The organism is Xanthomonas euvesicatoria pv. euvesicatoria, from assembly GCF_020880415.1.
Lineage (GTDB): Bacteria > Pseudomonadota > Gammaproteobacteria > Xanthomonadales > Xanthomonadaceae > Xanthomonas > Xanthomonas euvesicatoria.
Genome location: NZ_JAJIUJ010000068.1, coordinates 77937 through 103122, shown reverse-complemented (window position 1 = coordinate 103122; position 25186 = coordinate 77937). Strand labels below are relative to the sequence as shown.

General features: G+C 67.3%; 23 protein-coding genes. 9 read left to right on the top strand and 14 right to left on the bottom strand.

Features of this window, described 5'->3' with window-relative positions; genetic code table 11:
• The first annotated feature begins 127 nt into the window (after window positions 1-127).
• A complete protein-coding gene (locus LN450_RS11470; protein ID WP_011348791.1) occupies window positions 128-904 on the top strand; it encodes an SDR family oxidoreductase in 777 nt (258 codons plus the stop codon).
• A 168-nt stretch (window positions 905-1072) separates the two neighbouring features.
• Here the strand turns inward: LN450_RS11470 and LN450_RS11465 are convergent, their stop codons facing one another.
• From LN450_RS11465 to LN450_RS11425, 9 genes are all read right to left on the bottom strand, one after another.
• Window positions 1073-1723 carry a DUF4124 domain-containing protein gene (locus LN450_RS11465; protein ID WP_005911401.1) on the bottom strand — a complete coding sequence of 217 codons (651 nt, stop codon included), beginning with the start codon at window positions 1721-1723 and terminating at the stop codon, window positions 1073-1075.
• Window positions 1724-1746: 23 nt separating this feature from the next.
• Complete coding sequence (locus LN450_RS11460) at window positions 1747-2523, bottom strand: hypothetical protein (RefSeq protein ID WP_039418756.1); 777 nt, start codon at window positions 2521-2523, stop codon at window positions 1747-1749.
• 229 nt (window positions 2524-2752) lie between these two features.
• The gene (gene tsaC / locus LN450_RS11455; RefSeq protein WP_008572029.1) at window positions 2753-3316 is read right to left on the bottom strand and encodes an L-threonylcarbamoyladenylate synthase type 1 TsaC; all 564 of its coding nucleotides are present in this window, start codon (window positions 3314-3316) and stop codon (window positions 2753-2755) included.
• Between the two features lie 10 nt (window positions 3317-3326).
• Window positions 3327-5819 (bottom strand): DNA topoisomerase I, encoded by a 2493-nt coding sequence (locus LN450_RS11450; RefSeq protein WP_011348788.1) that lies wholly within the window; start codon window positions 5817-5819, stop codon window positions 3327-3329.
• A gap of 182 nt (window positions 5820-6001) precedes the next feature.
• Window positions 6002-7273 carry an RDD family protein gene (locus tag LN450_RS11445; protein WP_011348787.1) on the bottom strand — a complete coding sequence of 424 codons (1272 nt, stop codon included), beginning with the start codon at window positions 7271-7273 and terminating at the stop codon, window positions 6002-6004.
• 41 nt (window positions 7274-7314) lie between these two features.
• Window positions 7315-8040 carry a pilin gene (locus LN450_RS11440; RefSeq protein ID WP_011348786.1) on the bottom strand — a complete coding sequence of 242 codons (726 nt, stop codon included), beginning with the start codon at window positions 8038-8040 and terminating at the stop codon, window positions 7315-7317.
• Window positions 8041-8080: 40 nt separating this feature from the next.
• Window positions 8081-8554, bottom strand: a complete 474-nt coding sequence (locus tag LN450_RS11435; RefSeq protein WP_011348785.1) for a DUF494 family protein — start codon at window positions 8552-8554, stop codon at window positions 8081-8083.
• A 42-nt stretch (window positions 8555-8596) separates the two neighbouring features.
• On the bottom strand, window positions 8597-9742 hold the full coding sequence (gene dprA / locus LN450_RS11430; RefSeq protein ID WP_039418754.1) for a DNA-processing protein DprA: 1146 nt from the start codon (window positions 9740-9742) through the stop codon (window positions 8597-8599).
• 71 nt (window positions 9743-9813) lie between these two features.
• Entirely contained in the window at window positions 9814-10950 is a 1137-nt protein-coding gene (locus LN450_RS11425; RefSeq protein ID WP_011348783.1) for a LysM peptidoglycan-binding domain-containing protein, read from the bottom strand.
• Window positions 10951-11081: 131 nt separating this feature from the next.
• Between LN450_RS11425 and def the strand changes: the two genes are divergently transcribed.
• The 5 genes from def (at window position 11082) to LN450_RS11400 (ending at window position 17421) form a co-directional block, all read left to right on the top strand.
• On the top strand, window positions 11082-11594 hold the full coding sequence (def, locus tag LN450_RS11420; RefSeq protein WP_008572823.1) for a peptide deformylase: 513 nt from the start codon (window positions 11082-11084) through the stop codon (window positions 11592-11594).
• A 380-nt stretch (window positions 11595-11974) separates the two neighbouring features.
• Window positions 11975-12898: a methionyl-tRNA formyltransferase gene (gene fmt / locus LN450_RS11415; RefSeq protein ID WP_011348782.1), complete on the top strand. Its 924-nt coding sequence runs from the start codon at window positions 11975-11977 to the stop codon at window positions 12896-12898.
• Window positions 12898-14208 (top strand): 16S rRNA (cytosine(967)-C(5))-methyltransferase RsmB, encoded by a 1311-nt coding sequence (gene rsmB / locus LN450_RS11410; protein ID WP_011348781.1) that lies wholly within the window; start codon window positions 12898-12900, stop codon window positions 14206-14208. Before fmt ends, rsmB begins: the two co-directional genes overlap by 1 nt.
• 48 nt (window positions 14209-14256) lie before the next feature.
• A complete protein-coding gene (locus tag LN450_RS11405; protein ID WP_011348780.1) occupies window positions 14257-15978 on the top strand; it encodes an ArnT family glycosyltransferase in 1722 nt (573 codons plus the stop codon).
• A gap of 165 nt (window positions 15979-16143) precedes the next feature.
• Complete coding sequence (locus tag LN450_RS11400) at window positions 16144-17421, top strand: O-antigen ligase family protein (RefSeq protein WP_011348779.1); 1278 nt, start codon at window positions 16144-16146, stop codon at window positions 17419-17421.
• Window positions 17422-17616: 195 nt separating this feature from the next.
• On the opposite strand, the gene LN450_RS11395 is transcribed toward LN450_RS11400, so the two are convergent.
• On the bottom strand, window positions 17617-18441 hold the full coding sequence (locus LN450_RS11395) for a glycosyltransferase family 2 protein (RefSeq protein ID WP_011348778.1): 825 nt from the start codon (window positions 18439-18441) through the stop codon (window positions 17617-17619).
• Between LN450_RS11395 and LN450_RS11390 the strand changes: the two genes are divergently transcribed.
• The gene (locus LN450_RS11390; RefSeq protein ID WP_074038444.1) at window positions 18442-19500 is read left to right on the top strand and encodes a CDP-glycerol glycerophosphotransferase family protein; all 1059 of its coding nucleotides are present in this window, start codon (window positions 18442-18444) and stop codon (window positions 19498-19500) included.
• Window positions 19501-19660: 160 nt separating this feature from the next.
• On the opposite strand, the gene LN450_RS11385 is transcribed toward LN450_RS11390, so the two are convergent.
• From LN450_RS11385 to ribA, 3 genes are all read right to left on the bottom strand, one after another.
• On the bottom strand, window positions 19661-21166 hold the full coding sequence (locus tag LN450_RS11385) for a PH domain-containing protein (RefSeq protein WP_011348775.1): 1506 nt from the start codon (window positions 21164-21166) through the stop codon (window positions 19661-19663).
• Window positions 21163-21639 carry a PH domain-containing protein gene (locus LN450_RS11380; RefSeq protein ID WP_011348774.1) on the bottom strand — a complete coding sequence of 159 codons (477 nt, stop codon included), beginning with the start codon at window positions 21637-21639 and terminating at the stop codon, window positions 21163-21165. Before LN450_RS11380 ends, LN450_RS11385 begins: the two co-directional genes overlap by 4 nt.
• A gap of 138 nt (window positions 21640-21777) precedes the next feature.
• On the bottom strand, window positions 21778-22911 hold the full coding sequence (gene ribA / locus LN450_RS11375; protein WP_011348773.1) for a GTP cyclohydrolase II RibA: 1134 nt from the start codon (window positions 22909-22911) through the stop codon (window positions 21778-21780).
• Between the two features lie 245 nt (window positions 22912-23156).
• Here ribA and LN450_RS11370 point away from each other — a divergent pair, with 245 nt between their 5' ends.
• Window positions 23157-23678, top strand: a complete 522-nt coding sequence (locus LN450_RS11370; protein ID WP_011348772.1) for a GNAT family N-acetyltransferase — start codon at window positions 23157-23159, stop codon at window positions 23676-23678.
• A 9-nt stretch (window positions 23679-23687) separates the two neighbouring features.
• Here LN450_RS11370 and LN450_RS11365 read toward each other — a convergent pair whose 3' ends face one another.
• Complete coding sequence (locus LN450_RS11365) at window positions 23688-24704, bottom strand: lauroyl acyltransferase (RefSeq protein ID WP_011348771.1); 1017 nt, start codon at window positions 24702-24704, stop codon at window positions 23688-23690.
• Here LN450_RS11365 and dtd point away from each other — a divergent pair.
• Complete coding sequence (gene dtd, locus LN450_RS11360; RefSeq protein ID WP_011348770.1) at window positions 24703-25143, top strand: D-aminoacyl-tRNA deacylase; 441 nt, start codon at window positions 24703-24705, stop codon at window positions 25141-25143. The two genes, LN450_RS11365 and dtd, sit on opposite strands and share 2 nt — an antisense overlap.
• Window positions 25144-25186: the final 43 nt, after the last annotated feature.

Sequence of the window (25186 nt, the reverse complement as noted above, 5' to 3'; positions counted from 1 at the left end):
CGCTCCGCACCGCTGGCGGCCAACGCATCTCATCTCAACGTGCATACCACGCTCTAACGCCCGGGCCACGCATGCGCGTCAACTGCGTTGCAGCGGCCGTTTCCTGCGCTTTGAAGAGGATTACCACGTGACAACGCACCGTTGGCGGCTGGATGGACAGACCGCCCTCATCACCGGCGCCAGTGCCGGGATTGGTCTTGCCATCGCGCGCGAGCTGCTCGGCTTCGGTGCCGACCTGCTGATGGTGGCGCGCGATGCCGATGCCCTGGCGCAGGCGCGCGATGAGCTTGCCGACGAGTTTCCCGAGCGCGAACTGCACGGGCTGGCCGCCGATGTCTCCGACGATGAAGAGCGCCGCGCGATCCTGGATTGGGTGGAAGACCACGCCGACGGTCTGCATCTGCTGATCAACAACGCCGGCGGCAACGTGACCCGCGCCGCGATCGATTACACCGAAGACGAGTGGCGCGGCATCTTCGAAACCAACGTGTTTTCCGCATTCGAACTGTCGCGTTATGCGCACCCGTTGCTGACGCAACACGCAGCCTCGGCCATCGTCAACGTCGGCAGCGTCTCGGGCATCACCCATGTGCGCAGCGGCGCGCCGTACGGCATGACCAAGGCGGCGTTGCAGCAAATGACGCGCAACCTGGCGGTGGAGTGGGCCGAAGACGGCATCCGCGTCAACGCGGTGGCGCCGTGGTACATCCGTACCCGCCGCACCTCCGGTCCGTTGTCGGATCCGGACTACTACGAACAGGTCATCGAACGCACGCCGATGCGCCGCATTGGCGAACCGGAAGAAGTTGCCGCGGCGGTGGGTTTTTTATGTCTGCCGGCTGCCAGTTACATCACCGGCGAATGCATCGCCGTGGACGGCGGCTTCTTGCGCTACGGGTTCTAGCGCAGGCGACACATACTGCCTGGTTCCGAGTGGATGCGCATGGACGCAGAGCCGGCATGTTCATGCACCATGTTCATGCACCCGCCCATGCTGCGCGTCGTCTTTCAGCCAAATGGCGATTGCCCGCCGACCGTCCAGACCCGTTGGCTCATCGCGCGACAGGCGTGCTCAGGGCGTGGCGGCCGGATTGGCGCAACGGCTCTCGTCGAGAACCCGGCGCATCTGCTCATAGCGTTGTTTGCGTTCGGCCGACTGCGCGTCATCGGAGAAGCGCCAGGTGGATTCGGCCTGCTCGGCGCGTTTGCGCCAGGCCTCGCACAGGCTCTGGTCCGGCACCGGCGCGCAGCGGTCGGTGACCACCTCGCAGGCGCTGCCGCCCCCGGTGGCCGGGCCGCCGGCCAGATTGGTGGTCTGCATCGGCAGGCAGCGCGTGGCCGGTTCGCGGTCTTCGGTAAAGTAACGCCCGTTGTCGTGTGCGGTGCACTCGAACAGCGGCGGCGGTGGCAGGGTCGATGTCGAGGTAACCGTCGGTGCTGGCGGTGCGGCGGGCGTGGCCGGTGCGGCGGGTGCCGATGCAGCCGCCTGCGCAGCAGCCCTTGGTTGCGCCGCTGGCATCGCAGGTGCAGGCGCTGGGTTGGTAGCGCCGCCGGGCGCGAATGGCACCGCCGCCGGTGCGGTCATCAGCTTCTTCTGTTGTTGCATGCCCTTCGGGCACGGCATGTTCTGCACCGTCAGTGCGCCAGTCGGATCGGTACAGCGATAGATGGCCACTTCCTGCGCGCCGGCCAGCGAACCGAGCGCCATCATGCTGAGCGTCATTGCGCCCAATAACGGCCAGCGCCTCATGCGCCGCCGCAGTCGCGTTGCTGGCGTGCCTCGATGCCGCGCTGTTCGCGGCTGAGATCCTCGCGCTCGCTCTGCAGCGCGCTGTTGTAGCGGCGGATCAGCTCCCAACGGCGGTCGGCCAGCCGCGCGCAGACTTCCTGTGCGGGCAGGGCGTGGCATTCGTCGCGGATCTGCACGTTGCCGTACGGCACGATGACCGTGCCGCCGTATCCGCCGCCGTTGTAACCGCCCTGATAGCCGCTTTGGTAGCTATCTACGCCGAAGCTTGCGCTGCCGCGGACGCTTCCTCGTCCGGAGCCACCCTGCACCGAGATCGCCGGACGCGGGCTCACCGAGATCGGTGGACGCTGGATGCCGCCACCGCCGCGGACCGGGGGAGCAATGGTGTTGCCCACATAGGCGGGCCCCCAGGTCGGCACCCAGCGCGGATTGCCTTCCGGGCTGTCGCTTGTGTAGCGGTTGCCGTCTTCGGTGGTGCACTCGTACATCGGCTGTGGCGGTTGCACGGTAACGATGCGGACCTCATGCGTGGGCGCTGCGGCGACCGGTGCCGGCGGCTCCACGCGCGCTGGACGCGGCGGCGGGTCTTGCGGCCGTTGCAGATCCAGCACCTGCTGGCGACCGCTGCTGCAGGGTGCATCCTGCAGGGCGACGGTGCCGGTGCTGCTCACGCAGCGATAGACCCGCACATTCGGGTCGGGTTTGCTCGCGGTGGTGGCGGCCGACGCCGGCAGCGCCGCGGCGAGCAGCAGAAGAGTCAGGACGGTACGCATGGCTGCAGTGTGCGCGTCCGTGCGGCCGCCGCAAAGGGGGTGCGGCTGAACGAACGCTGTGCAGGGGCGAGGCGACAACGCGCCGGATGGCTGCGGCCTGCTTCCGGAATGCCAGCAGTGGCCGGGTAGGCCGCCAAGGGCGACGGCCCGGAACATTCGGCGTGGGGATAGACGACCAATGGACCCGCCGCGCGCGCCTCATGGCTGCGCGGCCGTTTCTCGGCCGCACTCAGTCGCGCAGGATCTGCCCGCTGCGTGCGTCGCGGATCTGGGTCGGCTGCGCCAGGGCGCCGGTTTCGCCATCCACCACGCCGTCGATTGTCGCCAGCAATGCCGGATCCAGGGCGGCACGGCTGCGCGCTGGCGGCTCGCCGGCCAGGTTGGCGCTGGTCGACACCAGCGGCGCCCCCCAGGCCGCGCACAGCGCTGCCACCACGGGATGCGCGCTGATGCGTACCGCCAGCCCATCATGCTCGCCGGTGACCCATCGCGGCGCCCGAGCGGTGACCGGCAGGATCCAGGTGTGCGGGCCGGGCCAGCTGGCCAGCACGTCCTGCCGGCGTGCCGGCTCCAGTGCGTCGATGTCGACCCAGTCGCGCAGCAGGTCCACGCTCGACGCCACCACGATCACGCCTTTCTCCACCGGGCGCCGCTTGATCTCCAGCAGCCGCAGTACGGCCGCCTCCTGGCGCGGGTCGCATCCCAGTCCCCACACCGCTTCGGTCGGGTAGGCGATCACGCCGCCCTGCGTCAGTGTGGCGACGGCGCGATCCAGGTCGAGTGTGTCGGTCATGCTGCGCCTCTCAGCCTGCGGCCTTGCTCACGGTTTTCTTGACCACGCGCTTGGCGGCCGTTTTGGCAGCGGTCTTCTTGGCCGGCGCCTTCTTGACGGCGGTCTTGCTGGCTGCGGTCTTGGTCGCGGTCTTCTTGACGGCAGGCTTCTTCGGCGCCGAATCCTTGACCGTATTCTTCTTCAGGGTGGCCTTCTTGGCGCCAAAGCCCTTGCGCACCGGCTTGCCGGTGTCGGCCAGCAGCTGCTGCACTTCTTCGAACGTCAACGACGCCGGCTCACGATCCTTGGGGATCTTGCCATTGAGCTTGCCGTCGCTGATATACGGGCCGAAGCGTCCGTTGAGCACCTGGATGTCGCTGCCGTCGAATTCCTTGATCACCCGGTTGCGTGCGATCTCTTCCTTCTCTTCGATCAGGAAGACCGCGCGCGCCAGGTCGATGGTGTAGGGGTCGTCTTCCTTCTTCAGCGAGGCATAGGTGCTGCCGCGGCGCGCGAACGGGCCGAAACGGCCGATGCCCACGCTGACGTCCTGGTCCTGGTCCTGGCCGAGCAGGCGCGGCATCTTGAACAGTTCCAGCGCGTCTTCCAGCGAGATCGAATAGATGCTCTGGCCAGGACGCAGCGACGCGAAGGTGGGCTTGTCCTCGTCTTCGACCGTGCCGATCTGCACCATCGGGCCGAAGCGGCCGATGCGCGCGCTGACTTCCTTGCCGCTTTTCGGGTCGGTGCCGAGCACGCGCACGCTGCCGGCATCGGTCTTGTCCAGCGAGTCTTTCTTATCTTCGACCAATTCCTTGAACGGGCCCCAGAACTTCTCCATCAACGGGATCCACTCGGCTTCGCCGCGCGACACCGCATCCAGATCGTCTTCCAGATTGGCGGTGAAGTCGTAATCGACATAGCGGGTGAAATGCCCGGACAGGAACTTGGACACCGCGCGGCCGACGTCGGTGGGGCGGAAGCTGCGGCCTTCCATCTCGACGTATTTGCGGAACTGCAGGGTCTGGATGATCGAGGCATAGGTGGAAGGACGGCCGATGCCGTATTCCTCCAGCGCCTTGACCAGCGCCGCTTCGGTGAAGCGCGGCGGCGGCTGGGTGAAGTGCTGATCGGTGACGATGCGGTCCAGCGGGACGTTGTCGCCGGCCTTCATCAGCGGCAGCTTGCGGCCCTCATCTTCGTCCTCGCTGCTCTTGGTGTCCTTGCCTTCTTCGTACACGGCCAGAAAGCCCGGGACCACCACGGTGGTGCCGCTGGCGCGGAACACGTGCTCGCTGCCGGCCGACAGGTCCACGCTGACCGTATTGAGCGTGGCCGGAATCATCTGGCAGGCCACTGCGCGGCGCCAGATCAGCTCGTACAGGCGGCGCTCGTCCTCGGACAGGAAGCGCGCCACTTGCGCAGGCGTGCGCAGCGCGGAGGTCGGGCGCACCGCTTCGTGGGCTTCCTGCGCGTTCTTGGACTTGGTGGTGTAGGCGTTGGGCTGGTCGGGCAGCGAAGCGGTGCCGAAATCGCGCGCGATCACATCGCGGATTTCCGCCAGCGCGTCCTGCGACAGGTTCACCGAGTCGGTACGCATGTAGCTGATCAGACCGACCGAGCCTTCGTCGCCGAGTGCCACGCCTTCGTACAACTTCTGCGCCACCTGCATGGTCTTGCGGGTGGTGAAGCCGAGCTTGCGCGAGGCTTCCTGCTGCAGCGTGGAGGTGGTGAACGGCGGGGCGGGGCGGCGCTTACGCTCCTTGCTGGCCACGTCGGTGACATGCAGCACGCCTTGCGCGGCCTGCTGGATGCGCAGGCGCGCCGCCTCGGCGGTGTCGCCGTCGGTCACGGTGAACTGCTCGAACTTCTGCCCGTCCAGCTTGATCAGCCGCGCATTGAACGCCTGCGAGGGATGCCGACAGTGCGCGTCGATGGACCAGTATTCGCGCGGGATAAAGGCTTCGATCTCTTCTTCGCGCTCGACGATCATGCGCAGCGCCGGCGATTGCACGCGGCCAGCGGACAGTCCGCGCTGCACCTTGCGCCACAGCACCGGCGAGAGGTTGAAGCCGACCAGGTAATCGAGCGCGCGGCGCGCCTGCTGCGCATCCACCAGGTCGCCGGCGATCATGCGTGGCTTTGCCATCGCCTCCTTGATCGCGCGCGGGGTGATCTCGGTGAACACCACCCGCTGCATCGGCTTGTCCTTGAGCAGGCCGCGCTCTTTCAGGATCTCGGCGATGTGCCAGCTGATCGCCTCGCCCTCGCGGTCCGGGTCGGTCGCCAGAAAGATGTCGTCGGCACTCTTGGCGGCACGCGCAATGGCTTCGACGTGCTTCTCGTTCTTCTCGATCAGGTCGTAACGCATCGCAAAGCCGTTGTCCGGATCAACCGCGCCTTCCTTGGGGACCAGGTCGCGCACGTGCCCATACGAGGCCAGGACGGTGAAGTCCTTGCCGAGGTATTTATTGATCGTCTTGGCCTTGGCGGGCGATTCGACGATGAGCAGGTGCTTGGGCATGGTGGCAACTTCTTGGGGCGGAGCCCGGGGGGCGGGTAGCGTGGCCTAATTGGCCGGTCGAGGGAAGCAGATCGACCGTTTCCCACGCGTTAACGCCCGGGAAGGACTCCCGGGCGTTCAGTTCTCTTATTAGAAAGATCACGGCGGACGCCGCCGTGTCAAGCGGCCGGCGCCGCGAATTGCTAGCGCTGGCTCATTCCGATCGCCGCCAGCATGAAGGCGACGGCCACCACCGAGAGCACCAGGATCACCGCGTAAATGGCCAGAACCACGATGGACACGGTATCCAGACCCCTGGATTGGCGCTCCGGATGCTCAGTGAATGCCCAACGGTCCACCACCAGGGTGTCGCAGACCTTGTCGTGCGGAGCCTGCTTGCGCGCGGTCATGCCGGCCATGAAGGCCGCCACGATCACGCCGATGCCCAGGGTGAGCACGCTGATCAGCATGTAGGCCAGATAGCGCAGCACATTGCGCCAGAATCCGACCCGCCCGCCGTTGCTGTCGGCGCGCACCAGCTTGATGCCGCAGGCGAGCTTGCCCAGGCTGGCCTGATGCCGGCTGGACTGCATCCAGGCGAAATACAGCGTCGGGATGGCCAGGCCGATGCCGTAGGACATCACCACGATGGCGATGCCGAGCGCACTGCCGTCGTCCAGCGCCGAACCCGAATCGCCGCGCGTGGTGACCAGCGCCACCACGAACACCAGCGGAATCACGATCAGGTACACCGCAAAGGTGGTGATCAGGCTATCGAGAATGCTGGCGGCCACGCGCCGCCAGAGCCCGGCGTAGACCACTGGCGCATCCTGCAGCGCCGTGTCTGCGGCGGGCGCGGCGAGGGCCGGGGCATCCCAGGCCCCTGGAGGTGGCGTGGTCGCCGCTGCCGCGGTGTAACCCGGTGGCCACGTGGTGCCCGAGGGCGCGGTCGGGCTTGGATCTGACGCCAGCGGCGTGGTGGACCATGCCGACGTGTCTGATGAAGGGGATTGATCGTGTGGCCGGTGTAATGGGGCGATTGCCGGGCGGTGATCGGCACCGGCAGCCGCGCCGGTATCGCTGGCGCTGGTGCCTGCACCCGCACCCTCAATGCCGCCATCGGCAGCTGCCGGTTGCCAGTGCGATGTCCCCCTGGCGTGGTCATCGATCGGCAGGGTCGCGGTGGGCGAACCTGTCGCCGGCGCGTCGTGGCCGGGATGCGCAGCCGACAATGGTGCATGGCTTGCCGCATCCGCCGGCATCTGCCCGCCGGCTTCCGGGGCCGCGGCCGCCGCCGCGCTGTCCAAGCCCAGCTCGCCCTCGATCTCGTGCAGTGCCACCCACTGCGCCAGACCTTCGCGCCAGACCAGGCTGGAACGGTCGATGATGCCCTGCGACAGGCGCGCGCGAAGCGTGTCCGTGTCCACCGGCCCCTGGCGCTGCCGCTGTGCGTCGGCGTAGTACCACTGCGTCATGTTGTCCCCTTAACGTGTAGCGATCGGCATGCAGCAGGCAGTCAGCCGCGGCAATCCGGTGGAAGTTGGGTGTCGTCGATTTCGGAACTGCAGTGCCAGCTGCCGGCATCCGCATCCAGCTCCAGCCACACGGCCTTGCCGTCGATTCTGGCCGACTTGGGCGCATGGAGCACGGCTTCGATGCCGCATTCGCTGCCCTCGAAACGGCCGATGCGCACGCTGCTCAGCCGCTCGCTCGCGTACTGCTCGGGTGGCTTGAACCCCGCGTCGTCATTGACCGGGCAGCGGCCCTCACTGGCCAGGAATCCGGTGATCTGCGGCTTCAATGCGGCCAGTTCGCCGACCGCCTCGGCGACCTTGGCGCGGCTCAGGTAATCGTTGTAGGCCGGGAACGCGATCGCAGCGAGGATGCCGATGACGCCCACCATCACGAAAACACCGGCCAGCGCACCCAGCACTGCAACCAGCGGCCAGCCGGGGCCATTGCGACGTGGCTGCACTGGTGGCGCGACAGACGACTGGGCAGGCGGAATGTGCGCCGCGGCAGGCGGCAACGGCGGCGGAACCGCGCCCGCACGCACATCCGTGGAGACTGGCGGGCCCAGGGTGTCGGCGCACGCTGACAGCGGCAACCAGTTGTCCAGGCCTTCGCGCCAGACCAGCGTATCCAGGGCGATCACGCGATCGCGATACAGGCCCAGCAAGACGTCGTCGGCCACCGGACCATGCCGATGGCGGTGGCCATCGGCGTAATACCAACTGCGCATCCCCGTTCCCCTGCACGCACATCCGTGGCGGCTTCAACGCTCAGTGTACGGATTCAGGCTCGTCCAGGAACATCTGGGTTTCCATCCAGGCATAGGCCGCTTCCGCCCCGGGCTGGTTGAACAACACCATCAGCACCACCCACTTGAGGTCGTCCAGATCCAGTTCGTCCTGATCCAGCGCCATGGCGCGGTCCAGCACCAACTCGCGCTGGTCGGCGTCGAGAATGCGGTGTTGCTCGAGGAACAGCAGAAACCCGCGGCAGTCGACATCGAGCTTGTCCAGCTCCGGCCCGTGATAGATACGCACCGGTCCATCGACATGCGGCCGCGCGACGCTGGGCCGCTGCTCGGAAAGCGCGTCCAGCCAATCGAAGGCCTTGCTGATTTCTGCGGGACTGAAACCGGCCTGGATCAGGCCATTTTGAAGCGAGTCACGGTCACGGACCAGGTCCGCGTCTTCGCTGAAGTAATGTTCAAACAGGTACAGCAGTACATCGAGAATGCTCTCTTTCATTGCCCTCGGCCTGCGTCGCGCGACGCTGTGGAGGTGAAGAAACTAAGGATTGCGGGTATAGCGACCGTGCTCGGTGACCACGTCTCCCTCCAGTTCCATGATGAGCAGCATGGAGGACAGCGCGGCGACCGTCAATCCGGTGCGCTGCACCAATGAATCCATAGGGGTTGGGTCGTGGCCCAGCGCTTGCCACAAGCGCTGGTAGTCGGGATCGGAGCGGGCGGGACCGGCGCCAGCACTGGTGGTTGCCTTGCTGGGCAATTCAGTGGGGGCTGCCAGGCGCTTGCGCAAGGCGGTGGCCAATTCGCCGGACAGCTGGCCCAGTCCCTCAATGACCTGTGCGGGCTCCTGCGCCAGCGTGGCGCCCTGCCGGATCAGGTGATGGCAGCCGCGCGCGAGCGGATTGTGCAGCGAGCCGGGGAGGGCGAACACCTCGCGCCCTGCTTCGGCCGCCAGCCGGGCGGTAATCAGTGCGCCCGAACGCATCGCCGCTTCGACCACCAGCGTCCCCAGTGCCAGCCCGGCAATGATCCGGTTGCGGGCCGGAAAGTGCGCCGCGACCGGAGCAGTGCCAGGCAGATATTCGCTGACCACCGCGCCGCGTTCGGCGATGCGATCGCGCAAGCCTTGGTGCCGCTCGGGATAGGCGACATCGACACCTGTGCCGACCACCGCCACGGTGATGCCGTCGTGCTGGGCCAATGCGGCCTCGTGTGCGATCGCATCCACGCCGGCGGCCATGCCGCTGACGATGCTCAGCCCGGCGCAGGCCAGGCTGGAGGCGAATGCGCGGGTATGGTCGCGGCCGCCGGCAGTGGCCGAGCGGCTGCCGACCACCGCCACGCCCGGGTGCCAGAGGACATTGGGGTCGCCGTCCACGAACAAGGCCATCGGCGGATTGGCGATATGCCGCAACAGGGCCGGGTAATCCGGATCGCACCAGCCGATCAGGTGGTGGCCGGGCTGTTCGCACCAGCGCAGCCCGGCCTCCAGCGCCTGTGGATCGGGGCCCTGCAGCAGCGCAGCCTGCACCTCATCGCAACCAGCGGCGCGCCACGCCCCAGGCCCGGCTGCCAGCATTTCGGACGCTGACCCGTACGAGGTCAGCAATTTTCGGCGCGGCGGGCTGCGGCCGCCTGCCAGCAGCAGGATGAGCAGTGCGCGCAGGTCGGGAGCGGTTTGGGCCATACACCCAGGCTAGGCCGCAAACGACGACGGCGCCCTCGGGCGCCGTCGCGTTGGTGCATCGGATCTTTCGCTTATTGCGCGTCAGGATGCTTGACGAAATAGCCCAGGCCGGTCGGCTTGACGCTTTCCATCACCAGCGCATAGCTGACCTTGTCGAAGGTGCGGAACACCATCGCATGCGAGGCGTACTCGTCGGGCAGGCCGACGGTGGAGCCGGACGGGCCGCTGAAATCGTCGTCGGTCCGCGAGAAGCGCGAGTGCTTGACGCGGTCGCTGACCGTGCGGCCCTTGCGCCAGATCGAGAACACCGTGCCGTTGTTGATGCCTTCGCGGGCGCCGCCGGAGATGGCGATCACATCGCGCGTGCCGCCGACGGTGAAGGCATCGGAGATGGCCAGCACGCGCAGTTCGGTCTGCAGCGCCTGTTCCGACGGCGGATGCGGGATGAACTGCAGATCGTACGGCTGCGCTTCGACCGCAACGATGCGATCGCCGGCGCGCACTTCGCGGCCGCTGTCCTGCAACAGCAGGGTCGCCGCCTTGGAGTTGCCGCCTGCCGCGCTGCGGGTGATGGTGCCGACATTGACCTGCGCCATCTCGTAGCCGAGGAACTCGCAGCGCGTGCTCGGCGCGATGAAGTTCTTCCAGATGTTGCCCGAGCCGGCGGTGATGTTGCCGGCCATGTCCAGATCTTCGTTGTGCTTGGGCAGGCTGAACTTCACGGTCGGGCGAACCACCGCAAAGCGCTGGCCCGGCTGCGCGTTTTCCAGGCCGACCACATAGGCGACCTGGCCGGTGGTGGCACGCGTGCGTCCGCCTTCCAGACCCACCACATACGGCAACTGGTCGAAATCGTCGACCACGCGCAGGTTCTTCAGGAACGGCTCGACGTCGGCCAGCGGAATGGCGTTGATCGGCGCTTCCTGGCGCGGGCCGGGCTGGATCGTGCCTTTGCCGACCCGGTCCAGATAGGCCAGGCTGATCACGTCACCCGGATAGATCAGGTGCGGATTCTGAATCTGCGGATTGGCTTGCCAGATTTCCGGCCACAGCCATGGTTTTTGCAGGAGACGCCCAGCGATGTCCCACAAGGTATCGCCCTTGCGGACCACATAGGTGTCTGGATGCTCGCCCACCGCTTGCGCGGCAGCGTAGGTCGCGACGGTCAGCATCGCCGCAGCGACGACCGTACGAAGTCGGTTCAACATAGGTGCCTTCTTGCCTGATTCCCCAACAGGTCTGCGCACTATAGTCTAGAAACCGGGGCGTCACGCAAGCATTGCGCTAGAATGACAGCGTCTTGCCGGCGCCGCGCCGGTGTTTCCAGACGGGTAACCCCATGGCTTTGCTCCCAATTCTTGAGTTTCCCGACCCGCGGCTGCGCACCAAGGCGGTGCCGGTCGATGCTGCCGAGGTCACCAGCCAGGCGTTCCAGACGCTGCTGGACGACATGTTCCAGACCATGTACGAGGCGCCAGGCATTGGCCTGGCCGCCAGTCAGGTGGACGTGCACAAGCGATTCATGGTGATCGACATCAGCGACGAGAAAAACCTGCCGCAGGTGTTCGTCAACCCCGAGATCGTGAGCAAACAGGGCGAGCAGCTGTATCAGGAAGGCTGCCTGTCGGTGCCCGGCATCTATGCCGATGTCAGCCGCGCCGACGCGATCACCGTGCGTTATCTCGACCGCCAGGGCCAGGCGCAGGAACTGCAGGCCGACGGGCTGCTGGCCGTGTGCATCCAGCACGAGATGGACCACCTGGACGGCAAGCTGTTCGTGGATTATCTCTCGCCGCTCAAGCGCGAAATGGTGCGCAAGAAACTGGCCAAACAGCGCAAGCATGTGGCTTGAGGGCCGGGATTGGGGATTGGGGATTGGCAAAAGCGGGTTTTTGCAGTGTTTTGAATCTGCTGGTGTCGAATCCTCGAATGCGAAGTCTGCTGCGATCTGGCTCATGGGCTTTGCCCGCGCATCGCGATACCGGCCAGTCTGCAGACGGATGCTCTTAAAGATCGGGATTCGGGATTGGATAAGGCACTGCCGTAGCAGGCATCGAATTGCCGGCTGCGATTTCCGCCTTGCGCTCGATGGTGACGGGCAACGCGGTTCTGGCGCCAGGTTTCCAAATCCCCCACAAATCTGCTCCTACCTCTCAGCTCCACGCCATTCGCGCCCCGGCCAGCACACCTGCCGTTGCCCATCCCGAATCCCAAATCCCGAATCCCAGCCTTATGAGAATCATCTTCGCCGGTACGCCGGATTTTGCCGTTCCGTCGCTACGTGCCGCTGCGCAGCGGCATGAGGTGGTGGCGGTGTACACGCAGCCGGATCGCCCCGCCGGGCGTGGCCGCGGGTTGACGCCCTCGCCGGTCAAGCTGGAGGCAGTCGCGCGCGGCATTCCCGTGTTCCAGCCGCAGACGCTGCGTTCGCCCGAAGCATTGGCGACGGTGCGCAAGCTGGATGCGGACCTGATGGTGGTGGTGGCTTACGGGTTGATCCTGCCCAAGGCAGTGCTGGCCGCGCCGACGCACGGCTGCTGGAATGTGCATGCCTCGTTGCTGCCGCGCTGGCGTGGCGCCGCGCCGATCCAGCGTGCGATCGAGGCCGGCGACACCGAGACCGGGGTGTGCCTGATGCAGATGGAAGCCGGGTTGGACACCGGCCCGGTGCTGCTGTCGCAGCGCATCGAAATTGGCGAGCAGGAAACCGGCGGGCAGCTGCACGACCGGCTGGCCGCGCTGGGCGCGCAGGTGCTGTCCGATGGCCTGGGCCTGTTGCGCGCCGGCATCCGTCCGGTGGCGCAACCGCAGCCGGACGACGGGGTGACCTATGCGCACAAGCTGGACAAGGCGCAGGCGCGGCTGGATTGGGCGCAGCCGGCGCAGGAACTGGCGCGGCGCGTGCGGGCGTTCAACCCATGGCCGGTGGCCGAGGCAATCCTGGCGGGCGAGCGCGTGCGCCTGCATGGCGCGGTGGCGCTTGAACTGGCCCATCAACACCCCCCGGGCACCCTGCTGGCGGCCAGCAAGCAGGGCATCGATATCGCCTGCGGTGAGGGTGCGCTGCGGGTGCGCGTGCTCCAGCGCGAGGGCGGCAAGGCGATCACCGCCGCCGATTACCTCAACGCGCGACGCGACCTGCCGGCGCTGCGCTGATGTCGGCCGATACCGCAACCGCCGGCGTTGCCTCGCGCCTGGCCGCCGCACGCGTGCTGACGGCGGTGTTCGATCAGGGCCGGTCGTTGAAGGCCGAACTTGCCGCCACCTTGCCCGGCATCGGCGATCCGCGCGATCGTGCGCTGGTGGAGGCGATCTGCTTTGCGGTCATTCGCCGGCGTCCGGCCTATGACGTCGCGTTGCGGCAATGGCTGGAACGTGCGTTGCCGCCCCGCGATGCCGAACTCAAGGCGCTGCTGATGGTCGGTTTCGCCCAACTCGACGTGCTGCAGCTGCCCGCGCACGCCGCGTTGTCGGCCACGGTGGATGCGTGCCGCGCATTGGGCCGGCCCCGTCAGGCCGGCATGGTCAACGCGATCTTGCGGCGCGCCCAGCGCGAAGGATTTCCGGCGGTGGCCGACGATGCCGGTTGGCCGTCGTGGCTGCGCAAGCAGCTGCGCGCGGACTGGGGCGATCGTGCCGAAGCCATTTTTACCGCCAGTGCGCAGATGGCGCCGATGTGGCTGCGCGTGCAGCGTTCGCGCACCGACCCTGCGAGGTATGTCGCGCGACTGGCCGAACTGGATATCGTCGCGCACACCGACGCGGTACTGCCGGATGCGGTGCGCCTGCACAACGCCGTGCCGGTGAGCCAGTTGCCGGGCTTTGCCGAAGGCGATGTTTCGGTGCAGGACGGCTCTGCCCAGCAGGTGGCCGATGCGTTGACCCTGGCGCCGTCGGCACGCGTGCTCGATGCCTGCGCGGCGCCGGGCGGCAAGGCGGCGCATCTGCTGGAGCGCCACCCCGGCTTGCAGCTCACTGCGCTGGATGTGGATGCGCGCCGCCTGGAGCGCGTGCAGCAGACCTTGCAGCGCACAGTCCCCGATGCGCAGGTTGCATTGCAGGCGGCCGACGCCGCCGATCCGGACGCGTGGTGGGACGGCCGGCCGTTCGATGCGGTGCTGCTGGACGCGCCATGTTCGGCCACCGGCGTGGTGCGTCGTCAACCGGATGTGCTGCTGCACCGGCGCGCCGACGATATCGATGCGCTGTGCGCGCTGCAGGCGCGGCTACTGGATGCGACCTGGCGCACGCTGCGCCCAGGTGGACAATTGCTGTACACCACCTGTTCGCTGTTGGCGCGCGAGAACCAGGCGCAGGTCGAGGCATTCCTGCAGCGCACTCCCGATGCACAGGCGCAGCCTTTGGGTGCGCAGTTCGGGCATGCCGCCGGCGCCGGACGTCAGCGGTTTCCAGGCGAGGCGCACTGCGACGGATTTTTCTACGCGCTTTTGCTAAAAGCCTCCTGATCGCGCGAAGTCCAGCGCTCCACCCTCTGCGTCCGACTGCCGCCCGAGATGTTCAAGAATCGCGCTTCCACCGATGTCTGGTTGCTGGCCATGACCGCCGTGCTGGTAATTGGAGCCGGCCTGGGGTTGCGTGACCCATGGCCGGCGGACGAGCCGCGCTTTGCGCTGGTGGCCAAGCAGATGGTGTTGAGCGGCGACTGGTTGTTCCCGCATCGCGGCAACGAGCTGTATTCGGACAAGCCACCGATGCTGATGTGGCTGCAGGCGCTGTTCTACACGCTGCTGGGCAATTGGCGGGTGGCGTTCCTGCTGCCGTCGTTGCTGGCCGCGTTGGGCACACTGGCCTGCGTCTACGATCTGGGCCGGCGGCTGTGGACCCGGCGCGTGGGCGTGTATGCGGCCTGGATGCTGCTGTTTACGCTGCACTTCACCTTTCAGGCCAAGAAGGCGCAGATCGACCCGCTGGTGGTGTTCTGGATCACCCTGGCCAATTACGGCTTGCTGCGGCATCTGCTGATGGGTCCTGCCTGGCGCTGGTGGACGCTGGGCTGGTTCGCCGCCGGGTTGGGCGTGATCACCAAGGGCGTTGGCATCATCGCGCTGCTGCTGCTGATCCCGGCCGGGATTGCAGCGGCGCGTGGCTGGCCGGGCGTGCGCGTGCACGTGCGCGACCGGCGCTTCTGGCTGGGGCCGCTGTTCTTCTTCGTGGCAATCGCGCTGTGGTTCGTGCCGATGATGGTGACCGCGCTGACCGCCGGCCAGCCCGAATACCGCGTGTATCTCAACGACATCCTGCTGCGCCAGACCGCCAAGCGCTACGCCAACTCCTGGGATCATGCGCAGCCGGTCTGGTACCACCTGCAAAGCATGGCCACGATGTGGCTGCCGACCATCCTGCTGCTGCCGTGGGCGATTCCGGCGTGGCGGCGCCGGCTGAAGCGACGCGATCCGCGCTATCTGCTGCTGCTGGCCTGGTGGCTGCTGGTGCTGGTGTTCTTCACCATTCCCAGCGGCAAGCGCGATGTGTACATCCTGCCGGCGCTGCCGATGTTCTGCCTGGCGCTGGCGCCGCTGGTGCCGGGCCTGCTGCGCCGGGCTGGCGTGCAGCGGCTGCTGTTCGGGTTCGGCCTGCTGTTGGCAGTGGCGTTCAGCACGGGCGGCGTGGCGATGCTGATCGGCCACCCGGGCTTCGAGCAGAAGATCATGGACAGCCGCGGGGTCGGCAGCGAAGCCACCGACCCGCTGGGCTGGCTGCTGCTGGCGGTGGGTAGCTGGGGCATCGCCAGCCTGCTGCTGGTGCGCGTGCGCCGCTCCGCGTTCGCGGTGGTTTCGCTGCTTGGCGCGTGGTGGGTGGCGTTCGGGCTGGTGTGTTACCCGATCTTCAACGATTCCAGTTCGGCCGGTGCGGTGATGCGCGAGGCCGGGCGCCGCATCGGCCCGGATGCGCAACTCGGGCTGGTGGCGTGGAAGGAGCAGAACCTGCTGATGGCCGACCGGCCTGCGCAGACCTTCGGCTTCAAGGTGCCGTGGGAAGCCCAATTGCAGCGCGGCGTGGCCTGGCAGGCAGAGCAACCCGGCCAGCGCTGGCTGATGGCACAGGAGACCGCATTGCTGGCCTGCGTGGATCGCAGCCGCAGCCAGTTGGTGGGCGTGGCCAATCGCCGGCGCTGGTGGTTGGTGCCGTCCGATGCCGTGCGTGGCCCCTGCGTGGCCAGCTCCAGCGAGCGTGCGGTGGAAGCAAAGGAGCAGGGCAACCTGGATACCGAATGAGCCGGCCGACTCCACCGGCACACGCGCGTACCAGGTGCCATTGGCACCGCGTCAATGCAGCGGCCGGTCGCCGTCTAGCAGGGATTCATGCGTCGCATCGTTAGCTTGGCCGGCGCTGCCGAAGCCCGCGCACTGCGTCGCCTCCCTTTTCCCACCGATTTGTAGATGAATTCCTTGCGTCCCCAACCCGCGTCACTGTCGCCCTCTGCCCCGACCACCTCGCGGGCAGGCGTGCGCATTGCCGAGCTGGGCGCGTTCGCATTGACTGCGCTGGTGGTGAGCATGCCGAGCGGGTTGCTGCCGTTCGGCCTGTGCCTGCTGCTTAGTTCGTTGATGGGCTGGCGCAGCTTGCGTGAGGCCATTGCCGCGCGCGAGTGGTCGTTGCGCGTGGTGGGCTGGCTGACGGTGGCGGTGATTGCGATGTCGCTGCTGTCGATCGCGTTGTTCGAGCACGGGCTGCGCGATGTGGGCAATCGCTCGCGCTTCCTGGTGCTGCCTTGGGCGGCGCTGTGGGCCTATGCGTTGCAGCCGCGCCAGCTGTGGTTGTGGCGCGGTGCCTTGGTCGGCGTGTTTGCGGCCATGCTGATCGCGCTGCTGCAGGTGATGAACGGTGCCGACCGCGCCGAAGGCTTCACCAACGCCATTGTGTTTGCCGACATCGTGCTGATGTTGCTGGTGGTGGCGGTGTTCTGCCGCCCGCTCGGCAGCGTGCGCTGGCTGGTGGGCGCTGGGGTCGCCAGCGTGGTGGTGATCGTGCTCAGCGGCAGCCGCGGGGTGTGGCTGGCGATGCTGGCCACGCTGGGCGTGCTGATCTGGGGTGCGCCCTGGCACAGCACGCGCGTGCGCCTGCTGACCTTCATCGGCGGCGCGGTGCTGGCGGTGGGCGTCGCGCTCAGCGTGCCGGCGCTGACCGATCAGATGCGCCTGGGCGAATTGCAGCGCGACCTGCAGCGTTACGAAGTGGGCGACACCGATTCGTCGGCCGGTGCCCGTATCGAACGCCTGCATGTGGCTTGGGACACGGTGACGGCGCATCCGCTGACCGGTGTGGGCGTTGGGCGTTTCGACGATGCGATGCACGACCTGCCGGCCTGTGCCGCCGACCCGTCGTTGTTCCGTTGCCAGTTGGGGCATGCGCACAACGATCTGGCCGAATGGAGTGCCACCCAGGGCGTGCCCGGGCTGTTGCTGCTGCTTGCCGTCTACGGCGTGCCGCTGTGGATGTTCGTGCGACTGCATCGGCGCAGCGGGCAGCAGCAGTTCCGCGGCCCGGCGGCGGCCGGGGTGATGCTCGTGATCAGTTATGCCTTGTGCGGCCTGACCCAATCGATGTTCGCGCACCAGGTGGCGGCGAGCTTCTACACGGCCATGGTCGGCGTGCTGGTGGGTCTGTCGGCGCGGCAGGCGCAACAGGTGCAGTCGGACGTGGCACGCGCTCGATAGCGGCGGATGATCCACCGGCTGCATGTGGCGCATGCCCCGGCAGCGCGCTTTCGGTGCCTGGGCACACGCCCGTGCACAAACAGAAGGGGGGCGATCGTTGCCGGAGTCGGCATGCGTTGGCTTGCACAGACCGATTCCACTTACCGTTGGCGGCGTCGCAGCAGCGTGCCTGCAGCTCGGAGTTTTTACCGGTTCTTATTCGCTGCGCCGATCCGGCGCCCGTGGCGGGTCCTGCACCGGCTGATTGTTTTGCAGCAGCCACAACATGATGGTCTTCTGGCGGACGTAGTTGGCGCGCACATAGGCGTAGATCAGCCCATGCCAGCCATCGCGAAAGCCGCCGCGCAACAGGTAGCCGCGCCAGAAGCGCCAGGCCGGCGCCAGCACTAGCTTGCTCCAGGTGGCGCGTTTGCCGCGTGCATGTTCGTGCTCGGCCATCATCTGCGCGTAGCGCTGGGTCTTGGCCAGCTGCTGCATCAGCGAGCGGTACGGGTAATGGATCAGATCGCCCGCCAAGGTCTCCACGGGGCCATCCACGCTGGCCGCCTCGTGGATCTCGCGCTTGCCGCGCCAGCCGCCGCGACGGCGATCGAACAAGCGCAGCACCCGGTCCGGATACGCATTGCCGTGGCGCAGGAAGCGACCGAAGTAGTCGGACAGGCGTGCGAAGCGGTAGCCGGCCGCCGTGGCGAAACCGGCGTCGCGCGCAGCGATGATCGAGGCGCGCAGGGCATCGCTGACGCGTTCGTCGGCGTCCAGGCACAACACCCAGTCGTGGCTGGCCTGCGCAACGCAGAATGCCTTCTGGCTGCGGTAGCCATCGAAGGTGCGTTGCAGCACGCGCGCGCCGTGTGCGCTGGCGATGGCGGTGGTGGCATCGGTGGAGCCGGAGTCCACCACCACGATCTCGTCGCAGAACGCCAGCGAGGCCAGACAGTCGCGTAGGCGATCGGCCTCGTTGAACGCGATAATGCAGGCGCTGATGCGCGGCCGTTCGTCGGGTGCGGTCGAAGAGGACATGTGATGGCCGATTACCTGCTGTTCGCAACGGAGCGTTACGCGTTGCCTATTCTGGCGCCATTGGCGCAGGCGTTACAGGGCTGCGGGCACGTGGTGTCGGCCTGGTTCGAAAGTGGCGCGCGCGGGCTGGCGCTGCCGGGCGTGCGTGAGGTTGGCCTGCGCGAGGCGCTGGCGCTGCGCCCGCGTGCGGTATTCAGTGCCGCCAACTGGGTGCCACCGTTTGTGTCGGGCGCGAAAGTGCAGCTGTTTCACGGTTTCAATGTGCAAAAGCGCGAGGACAACCGCGGCCATTTCCGGGTGCGTGGCCTGTTCGATCTGTACTGCACGCAAGGCCCCGCCACCACCGCGCCGTTCCGCGCGCTGGCGCAGCGCGAGGGCCATTTTGCCGTGGTGGAGACCGGCTGGCCCAAGCTCGACCCGGTCTTTCGCGACGATGGCGGCCGTAGCGCGGCCTTGCGTGCACCGGCCGCCGGCCGCCCGGTGATCCTGTTCGGTTCCACCTTTACCGAGCGCCTGAGCGCGGCGCCCGCACTCTACGACGAGATCGCCGCCGACATCGCGCGCGGCGCGCATTACTGGTTGCTGACCTTGCACCCGAAGTGCGCGCAGGAATTGTTCGATCGCTATCGCGCACTGGCAGGCGCCAACGCACGCTTCATCGAACCCGAAGAGGTCATGGCCGCGCAACGTGCGGCCGATGTGCTGGTTTCCGATACCTCGTCGATCGTGTCCGAGTTCGTGGTGCAGCACAAACCGGTGGTGACCTTTCGCAACCGTGTGCCGCAGCCGCACATGCTCGACTTCCGGCAGGCAGAGCACTTGCCGCAGCAGCTGGCGCGCGCGCTGGCGCCGGATGCGGCATTGCGTAGCGCGCTTGCCAGTTACGCCGATGCGATTCACCCGTATCGCGACGGGCATTCTTCCGAACGAGTGATTGCCGCCACTGAAGACTTCATTGCCGGCAAGCTCGGCGGGCTGCGTCGCAAACCGCTGGGTGCAGTGTGGCGCGGGTTGCAGATCCGTCGCGAGTTGGGCTACTGGGGGCCGGCGCAGCGCTGAGCGCGATCAGCGGCAACGAGCGGGTGGTGATGATCGGCGACGTTTTGCCGAACTTACGTCCTTGTCATTGATCAGATCACTGACCCGGATTGCGACTGACGAGCAGCACCAAGGCTGATCGCGGATGTTGATCAGTGTAACTACTGAGCGCTAACGCTGATCACCAGCGCAGCTTGCGCCGTGCCAGCGCGGCACCGAGTTGCGCCTGCAGCGCCTGCGCCTGGGCAAGCGGCACAAAGCGCAGCCGCAATGCCGGGCCGGTGGCACTGGCGCCGACTGTATCCAGCCATAGCGTGGCGGTGCCGGATAGGCGATCCAGCGGCGAGCGCTGCAGTTGCAGCGCCTGCAACTTGTCCAGCTCGGCCAGCCGCCACCAGCGCTTCCACCAGCCGCCGCGCACCGCAACGTAACGCGCATCCACCGCATAGGCCATGCGCTGCACCTGGCGCTGCGCCTTGAACGCGCTCCACGGCAGCCACACCAGCAACCACAAGGCCTGGCTGCCGAGCTGCCACGCCAAGCCCGCCGTCAGCGGCAGCAGCATCAGCGCGGCAGGCAGACTCAATCGCCACCAGCAATGCGTGGCGATCGTCTGCCATTGCGTCGGCGGCCAAGCGATACCAGGCAGCAGGCGTTGCAGCAAGGCGTCGCACTGTTGCGGGTCGGCAATGGGCGCAAGTTCCTTCAACGCGCTGCCGTGAGTGTCGCCAGTGCCGGCCACTGCGGTGTCCACCCGCAACTGGCGACGACCGAACAGGCGATGCAGCAGGCCCTCGTACAACGTCCACGACTGGATCCGCCGCAACGCCACGCTGCTGCGGATCCGCGTCAGCAGCCCGCGCTCCACGGTGAGGCGGCGCTCGGATTCGCTCAGGTGGAAGCCGTGGTACTGGGTCACCGCCAGGGCGACCGACAGCGCGCGCATCGCCAGCAACAGGGCGAGCGTGGCGAGGATCGCCAGCGTTGCGGTGACCGCAACGCCGGGATGGATCTGGCTGACGTAGCGATAGGCCAGCTCGCCGTTATGCTCGACGAAGTTGGACACCGTGCGGCGCGGAATCATCTGGTAGATCACGCCAAAGCCGGCCGCCACCACCACCATGCCGCGATTAGAGATCAGGCCCAGCCGGATGACCTCGGCCATCGGCAGGCGCAGCAGGCTGCCGCTGTCTTCCTCGATCTGCGGCGCCGGCACGCCTGCCTCGGTTGCACGGCGCCGTATCAGATCTTCCAGCGCAAGCGCCTGATCCAGCCGCAGCACGCGCATTTCCGCTTCCGGCTTGTGCCCACCGGCCGATTCCAGCCGCACCTCGGCCACGCCGGCCAGACGGTGCAGCAGCGATTGATGCACCACCACGTTGTGGATGCGCGCAAACGGAATATCGCGCCGGCTGCGTTCCAGCAGGCCACTGCGAATGGCCACGCTATCGCTGCCGATCCGGTAGCGGTAGGTGAAGTAGCGCAGCACCGAAATCGCCACCAGCACCGCAATCACTACCCCGGTGGCGATCTGGTCGGCAACATCGCGATTGCCGTCGCGGCTGCCGAACAGGATCAGTGCAGCCAGCGGAATCAGGAACTGACAGATCTGCTGCAGCAACACGAACACCCACGACAACGGATGCAGGCGCTGCTCGTCGTTGCCGGGATGTGCAACGGCGCTCATAGCGCGTCGTCGTCGTGATCGAGCTGCCGGGCCAGGCGGTCGCGCAGGCGCTCGGCATCGTGTTGATCCAGCCCCGACAACGCCACCGCGTTGAGCCGGCTGCCGGCGGTGTGCACCACCAACGTGGTCAGGCCGGTCGCGCGTTCGATCGGCCCGCGGCGCAGGTCCACATGCTGCACGCGCGAAATCGGAACGCGCGTATCGCTTTGCCATAGATGGCCGCGCTGTAGCGCCAGGCCGTGCTGATCGAGTTTCCAATGTGTCAGCCGATGCCGTTTGACCGCCAGCCATGCGCCGAGCAGGGCAATGACCGCGGTCACGCCCAGCGCCATCGGCCAGTAACGCCAGGCGTGCAGCCAGACAATCGTGACGCCGGCTGCGATCAGGCCTGCACATCCGCCGCCGAGTGCGCCATTGATCGCCGCCACATACGCACCGCGCCGCGGCAGCGACTGCCACTGGCCGTGCGTCACGGCTGGGGTTTGTGCCGGAGCGGGCTGGACCATGACGTCGGGGTGCGGCGGTGGAGCGTCGTGCACGTGGCTGGCCTGCAGAAGCGGTGCGCAAGCATAGCCGGCTGCCCAGTGCAGGCGCACCCGGCGCCGGGCGCGTTATTGCGCGGCCAGGATCAACGCATCCACATCTAGCGCGTGGCCGGCGCGTGCGGCCTTGGTGCGCAGGTACTGCTCGTTTTCGGCGGTGATGTCGCCGGTGATCGCGATGCGGTCTTCGACCACGATGCCGGCCGCGCGCAGGCGCTCGGCCTTGGCCGGGTTATTGGTCAGCAGCCGGATCCGGCTGATGCCCAGCCCGCGCAGCATCGCCACCGCACTGCCATAGCGGCGCTCGTCCGGACCAAAGCCCAATTGCGCGTCGGCATCGATGGTGTCCAGGCCTGCATGCTGATAGCCGTAGGCGCGCATCTTGGCGGCGATGCCGGTGCCGCGACCTTCCTGGTCCAGATACAGCAGTACGCCGCCACCGAGGTCCTTCAGCTTGGCCAGGCCGTGCCGCAGCTGGTCGCCGCAATCGCATTTGAGCGAGCCGAACAGGTCGCCGGTGAGGCACGACGAATGCACGCGCACGGGCACTGCAGTGCCCAGGTCAGGCTGGCCGACCACGATCGCCACCTGATCGCGTTGCGCCACGCCGCCGCGAAACACCACGAACTCGCTCATGCCCAGGCCGCGCAGCGGCACCGGAGTGCGGGTCACCAACTCGTAGCCGGCAGCCGCGGAGGTGGCACAGCCGCGGCTCAGATCGTCCAGCGCCAGCGACTGGCTGCCGGCGAACGCGGCATGGTCGTGTACATCGCGCAGCTCCACCGCCAGCAGCGCCGGCAGCAGCAGGCCAAGCCGCGCGATCTCCACGCCGCCGGCATCCAGCGCATCGCCGGCCGTCCACTGCGCGGGCACCGGGGTGTCGCGCAGGTAGGCCAGCGCGGCGAGCTGGTCGTAGCTGTGATCGAGCAAGCCCACGCGCGCGCCCTGCGGCGCACTCAGCCCCAGCACCTGAGCGCGGGTGGGCGTCACGAAGAGATAGTGGCGGCCCCGCGCGGCGCGGGCGAAAGCCGCATACGACTGCGCCGTGCTGCTATCCAGCGCCAGCACCGCACGCGCCTGCCCATCCGCCGCCGTCAGCAGGACCGGGCGCCCGGCGCGCAGTTCGGAGGCGGCGCGCTCACAGCGAATGGCCGCCGGATCGCCGAAGGCCTGTGCGCTGGGGGAGGGGAGGGGGCTGCTCATGCACGACTCCAGATGGGGATTGCCACGGCCGCTTCAAGGCGGACGCCGCCGCGGTCACTGCCTGATCGCATCTGCCCATTGTCGCGCGCCTGGCAACAGGCAGTCGCCACAACCGGGTAGAACGCTGCATCCAGCCGCTGCCGATTGAGTGGGCGGGCCTGCGCCGCTTGGTTGCCCTGCGGCCCGCGTTGTTCAGGGTGCGGCAATGCTTTCTAATCGGGCCACCTCCATGTTCGTCGGGCCCCATGCACATTGTCGATTGCAGCCACGCGCGCCATGCCAGTGCCATCCTGGACATCTTCAACGAAGCCATCGCCAATTCCACCGCGCTGTACGACTACCGTCCCCGGCCACCGGAGAGCATGGTCGGCTGGTTCGCCACCAAGCAGGCGGGCGGCTTTCCGGTGATCGGCGTGGAGCACGACGACGGCACCCTGATGGGCTTTGCCAGCTACGGCACCTTTCGCGCCTGGCCCGCCTTCAAGTACAGCGTCGAGCATTCGATCTACGTGCATCGCGACCATCGCGGCAAGGGCCTGGGACGTCTGCTGCTGCAGGCCCTGATCGCAGCGGCGCAAGCGCGCGGCGTGCACGTGCTGGTGGGCGGCATCGATGCCAGCAACCAGGCCAGCATCGCGTTGCACGAACAGTTCGGTTTCACCCACGCCGGCACCGTGCGCGAGGCCGGTTTCAAGTTCGGGCGCTGGCTGGACCTGGCGTTCTACCAACGCATCCTGGACACACCTGCCGATCCGCACGACGACTGAGCTCGGTCGCTAGTGCGGATGCCGCTCGGTCGCATACGGATTGGCCTCGCCGCTGCCCGGCGGACGCAGGGTGTAGCGCTTGTAGGTCCACTGATATTGCGCCGGGTCGCGCCGTGCGATCTGTTCGATGCCGGCGTTGAGCGCGCTGGCCGCACGCACCGGGTCCGCATCGGCCACTGCCGGGTCGGCCGGTTGCACATGCAGCGCGAACTCCAGATCGTTGCCGGCGCGCTCGCACCAGCCGTACAACACGATCGCCCCGGTCCGCTCGGCCAGCCGGTTGACCAAGGTCATGGTCAAGGCCGGAATGCCGAAGAATGGCGCGAACACGCCATCGCCCATCTTCGGTTGCTGGTCGGGCAGGATGCCGACCGCGCCGCCGTCCTTGAGCACCTTGAACAACTGCCGCACCGCCGGGCCTTCGGCGCGCACCTGGCGCACGTTGTCGCCGCCACGTGCCAACTGCAGGAAGCCATCCACCGCCTCGGACTCCGGCGGCCGGTAGACAATCGCGATTGGCCCGCGTTCGGACAGCCACTGGTTGAGCAGTTCCCAGTTGCCGAAATGCGGCGCCGCCACGATGACCCCGCGCCCGGAGGCCAGCGCGGCGTCGTAGAGTTCCTGGCCGTTGCGCTGCAGGCGCGCCAGGTTCTCCGCCGGCGGGCGGGTCCAGGTGCGCAGCACTTCCAGCGTCTGCCGCGCGGTCGATTGCAGGATCTGCGCATGCAAGCGCGCGCGCTGCTCGGCGCTCAGTTCCGGATACGCCAGCTCCAGATTGCGGCGCGCCACGCGTGATTCGCGTGCATTGAGCTTGCGCCAGCTCCAGGCCAGCGTGTCGGCCACGCGCTTGAGCAGCGGCCACGGCAAGCGGCCCACGGTGGCGGCGGTGGCATACAACAGGCGAGCGCGAACATCAGGTGTCATCGGCGCAATTCTAAACAGCGCAGACCACGAAGGCCCGCGCGTGACAGTGCCGGCAGCGCTGGGCATGCTGCGCGGCACAGTTTGCCGCCCGAGAATGCCCATGCTTGCACTGATCCAGCGCGTCACCCGCGCCGCCGTCACGGTCGATGACCAGATCGTCGGGCAGATCGGCCCCGGGCTGCTGGCGCTGATCGGCGTGGAGCCCGGCGACAGCGACGCGCAGATCCGGCGCCTGGCCGAGCGGCTGCTGAGCTACCGGGTATTCGGCGACGACGCCGGCAAGATGAACCGCTCACTCACCGATACCGGCGGCGGCCTGCTGCTGGTCAGCCAGTTCACCCTGGCTGCGGACACCAGTTCCGGCAACCGCCCAGGCTTCAGCACCGCCGCGCCACCACTGGAGGCTGAACCGGCGTTCAATCAATTGGTGGCGATCTGCCGCGAAAAACATCGCGGTGGGGTGGAAGCCGGGCGTTTTGGTGCCCATATGGTTGTCGACCTGGTCAACGATGGCCCGGTGACCTTCCTTCTCAGACCCTAGATACACCACGTCCACCAGCGGTCCCGTCTTGAATCCGGCAGAC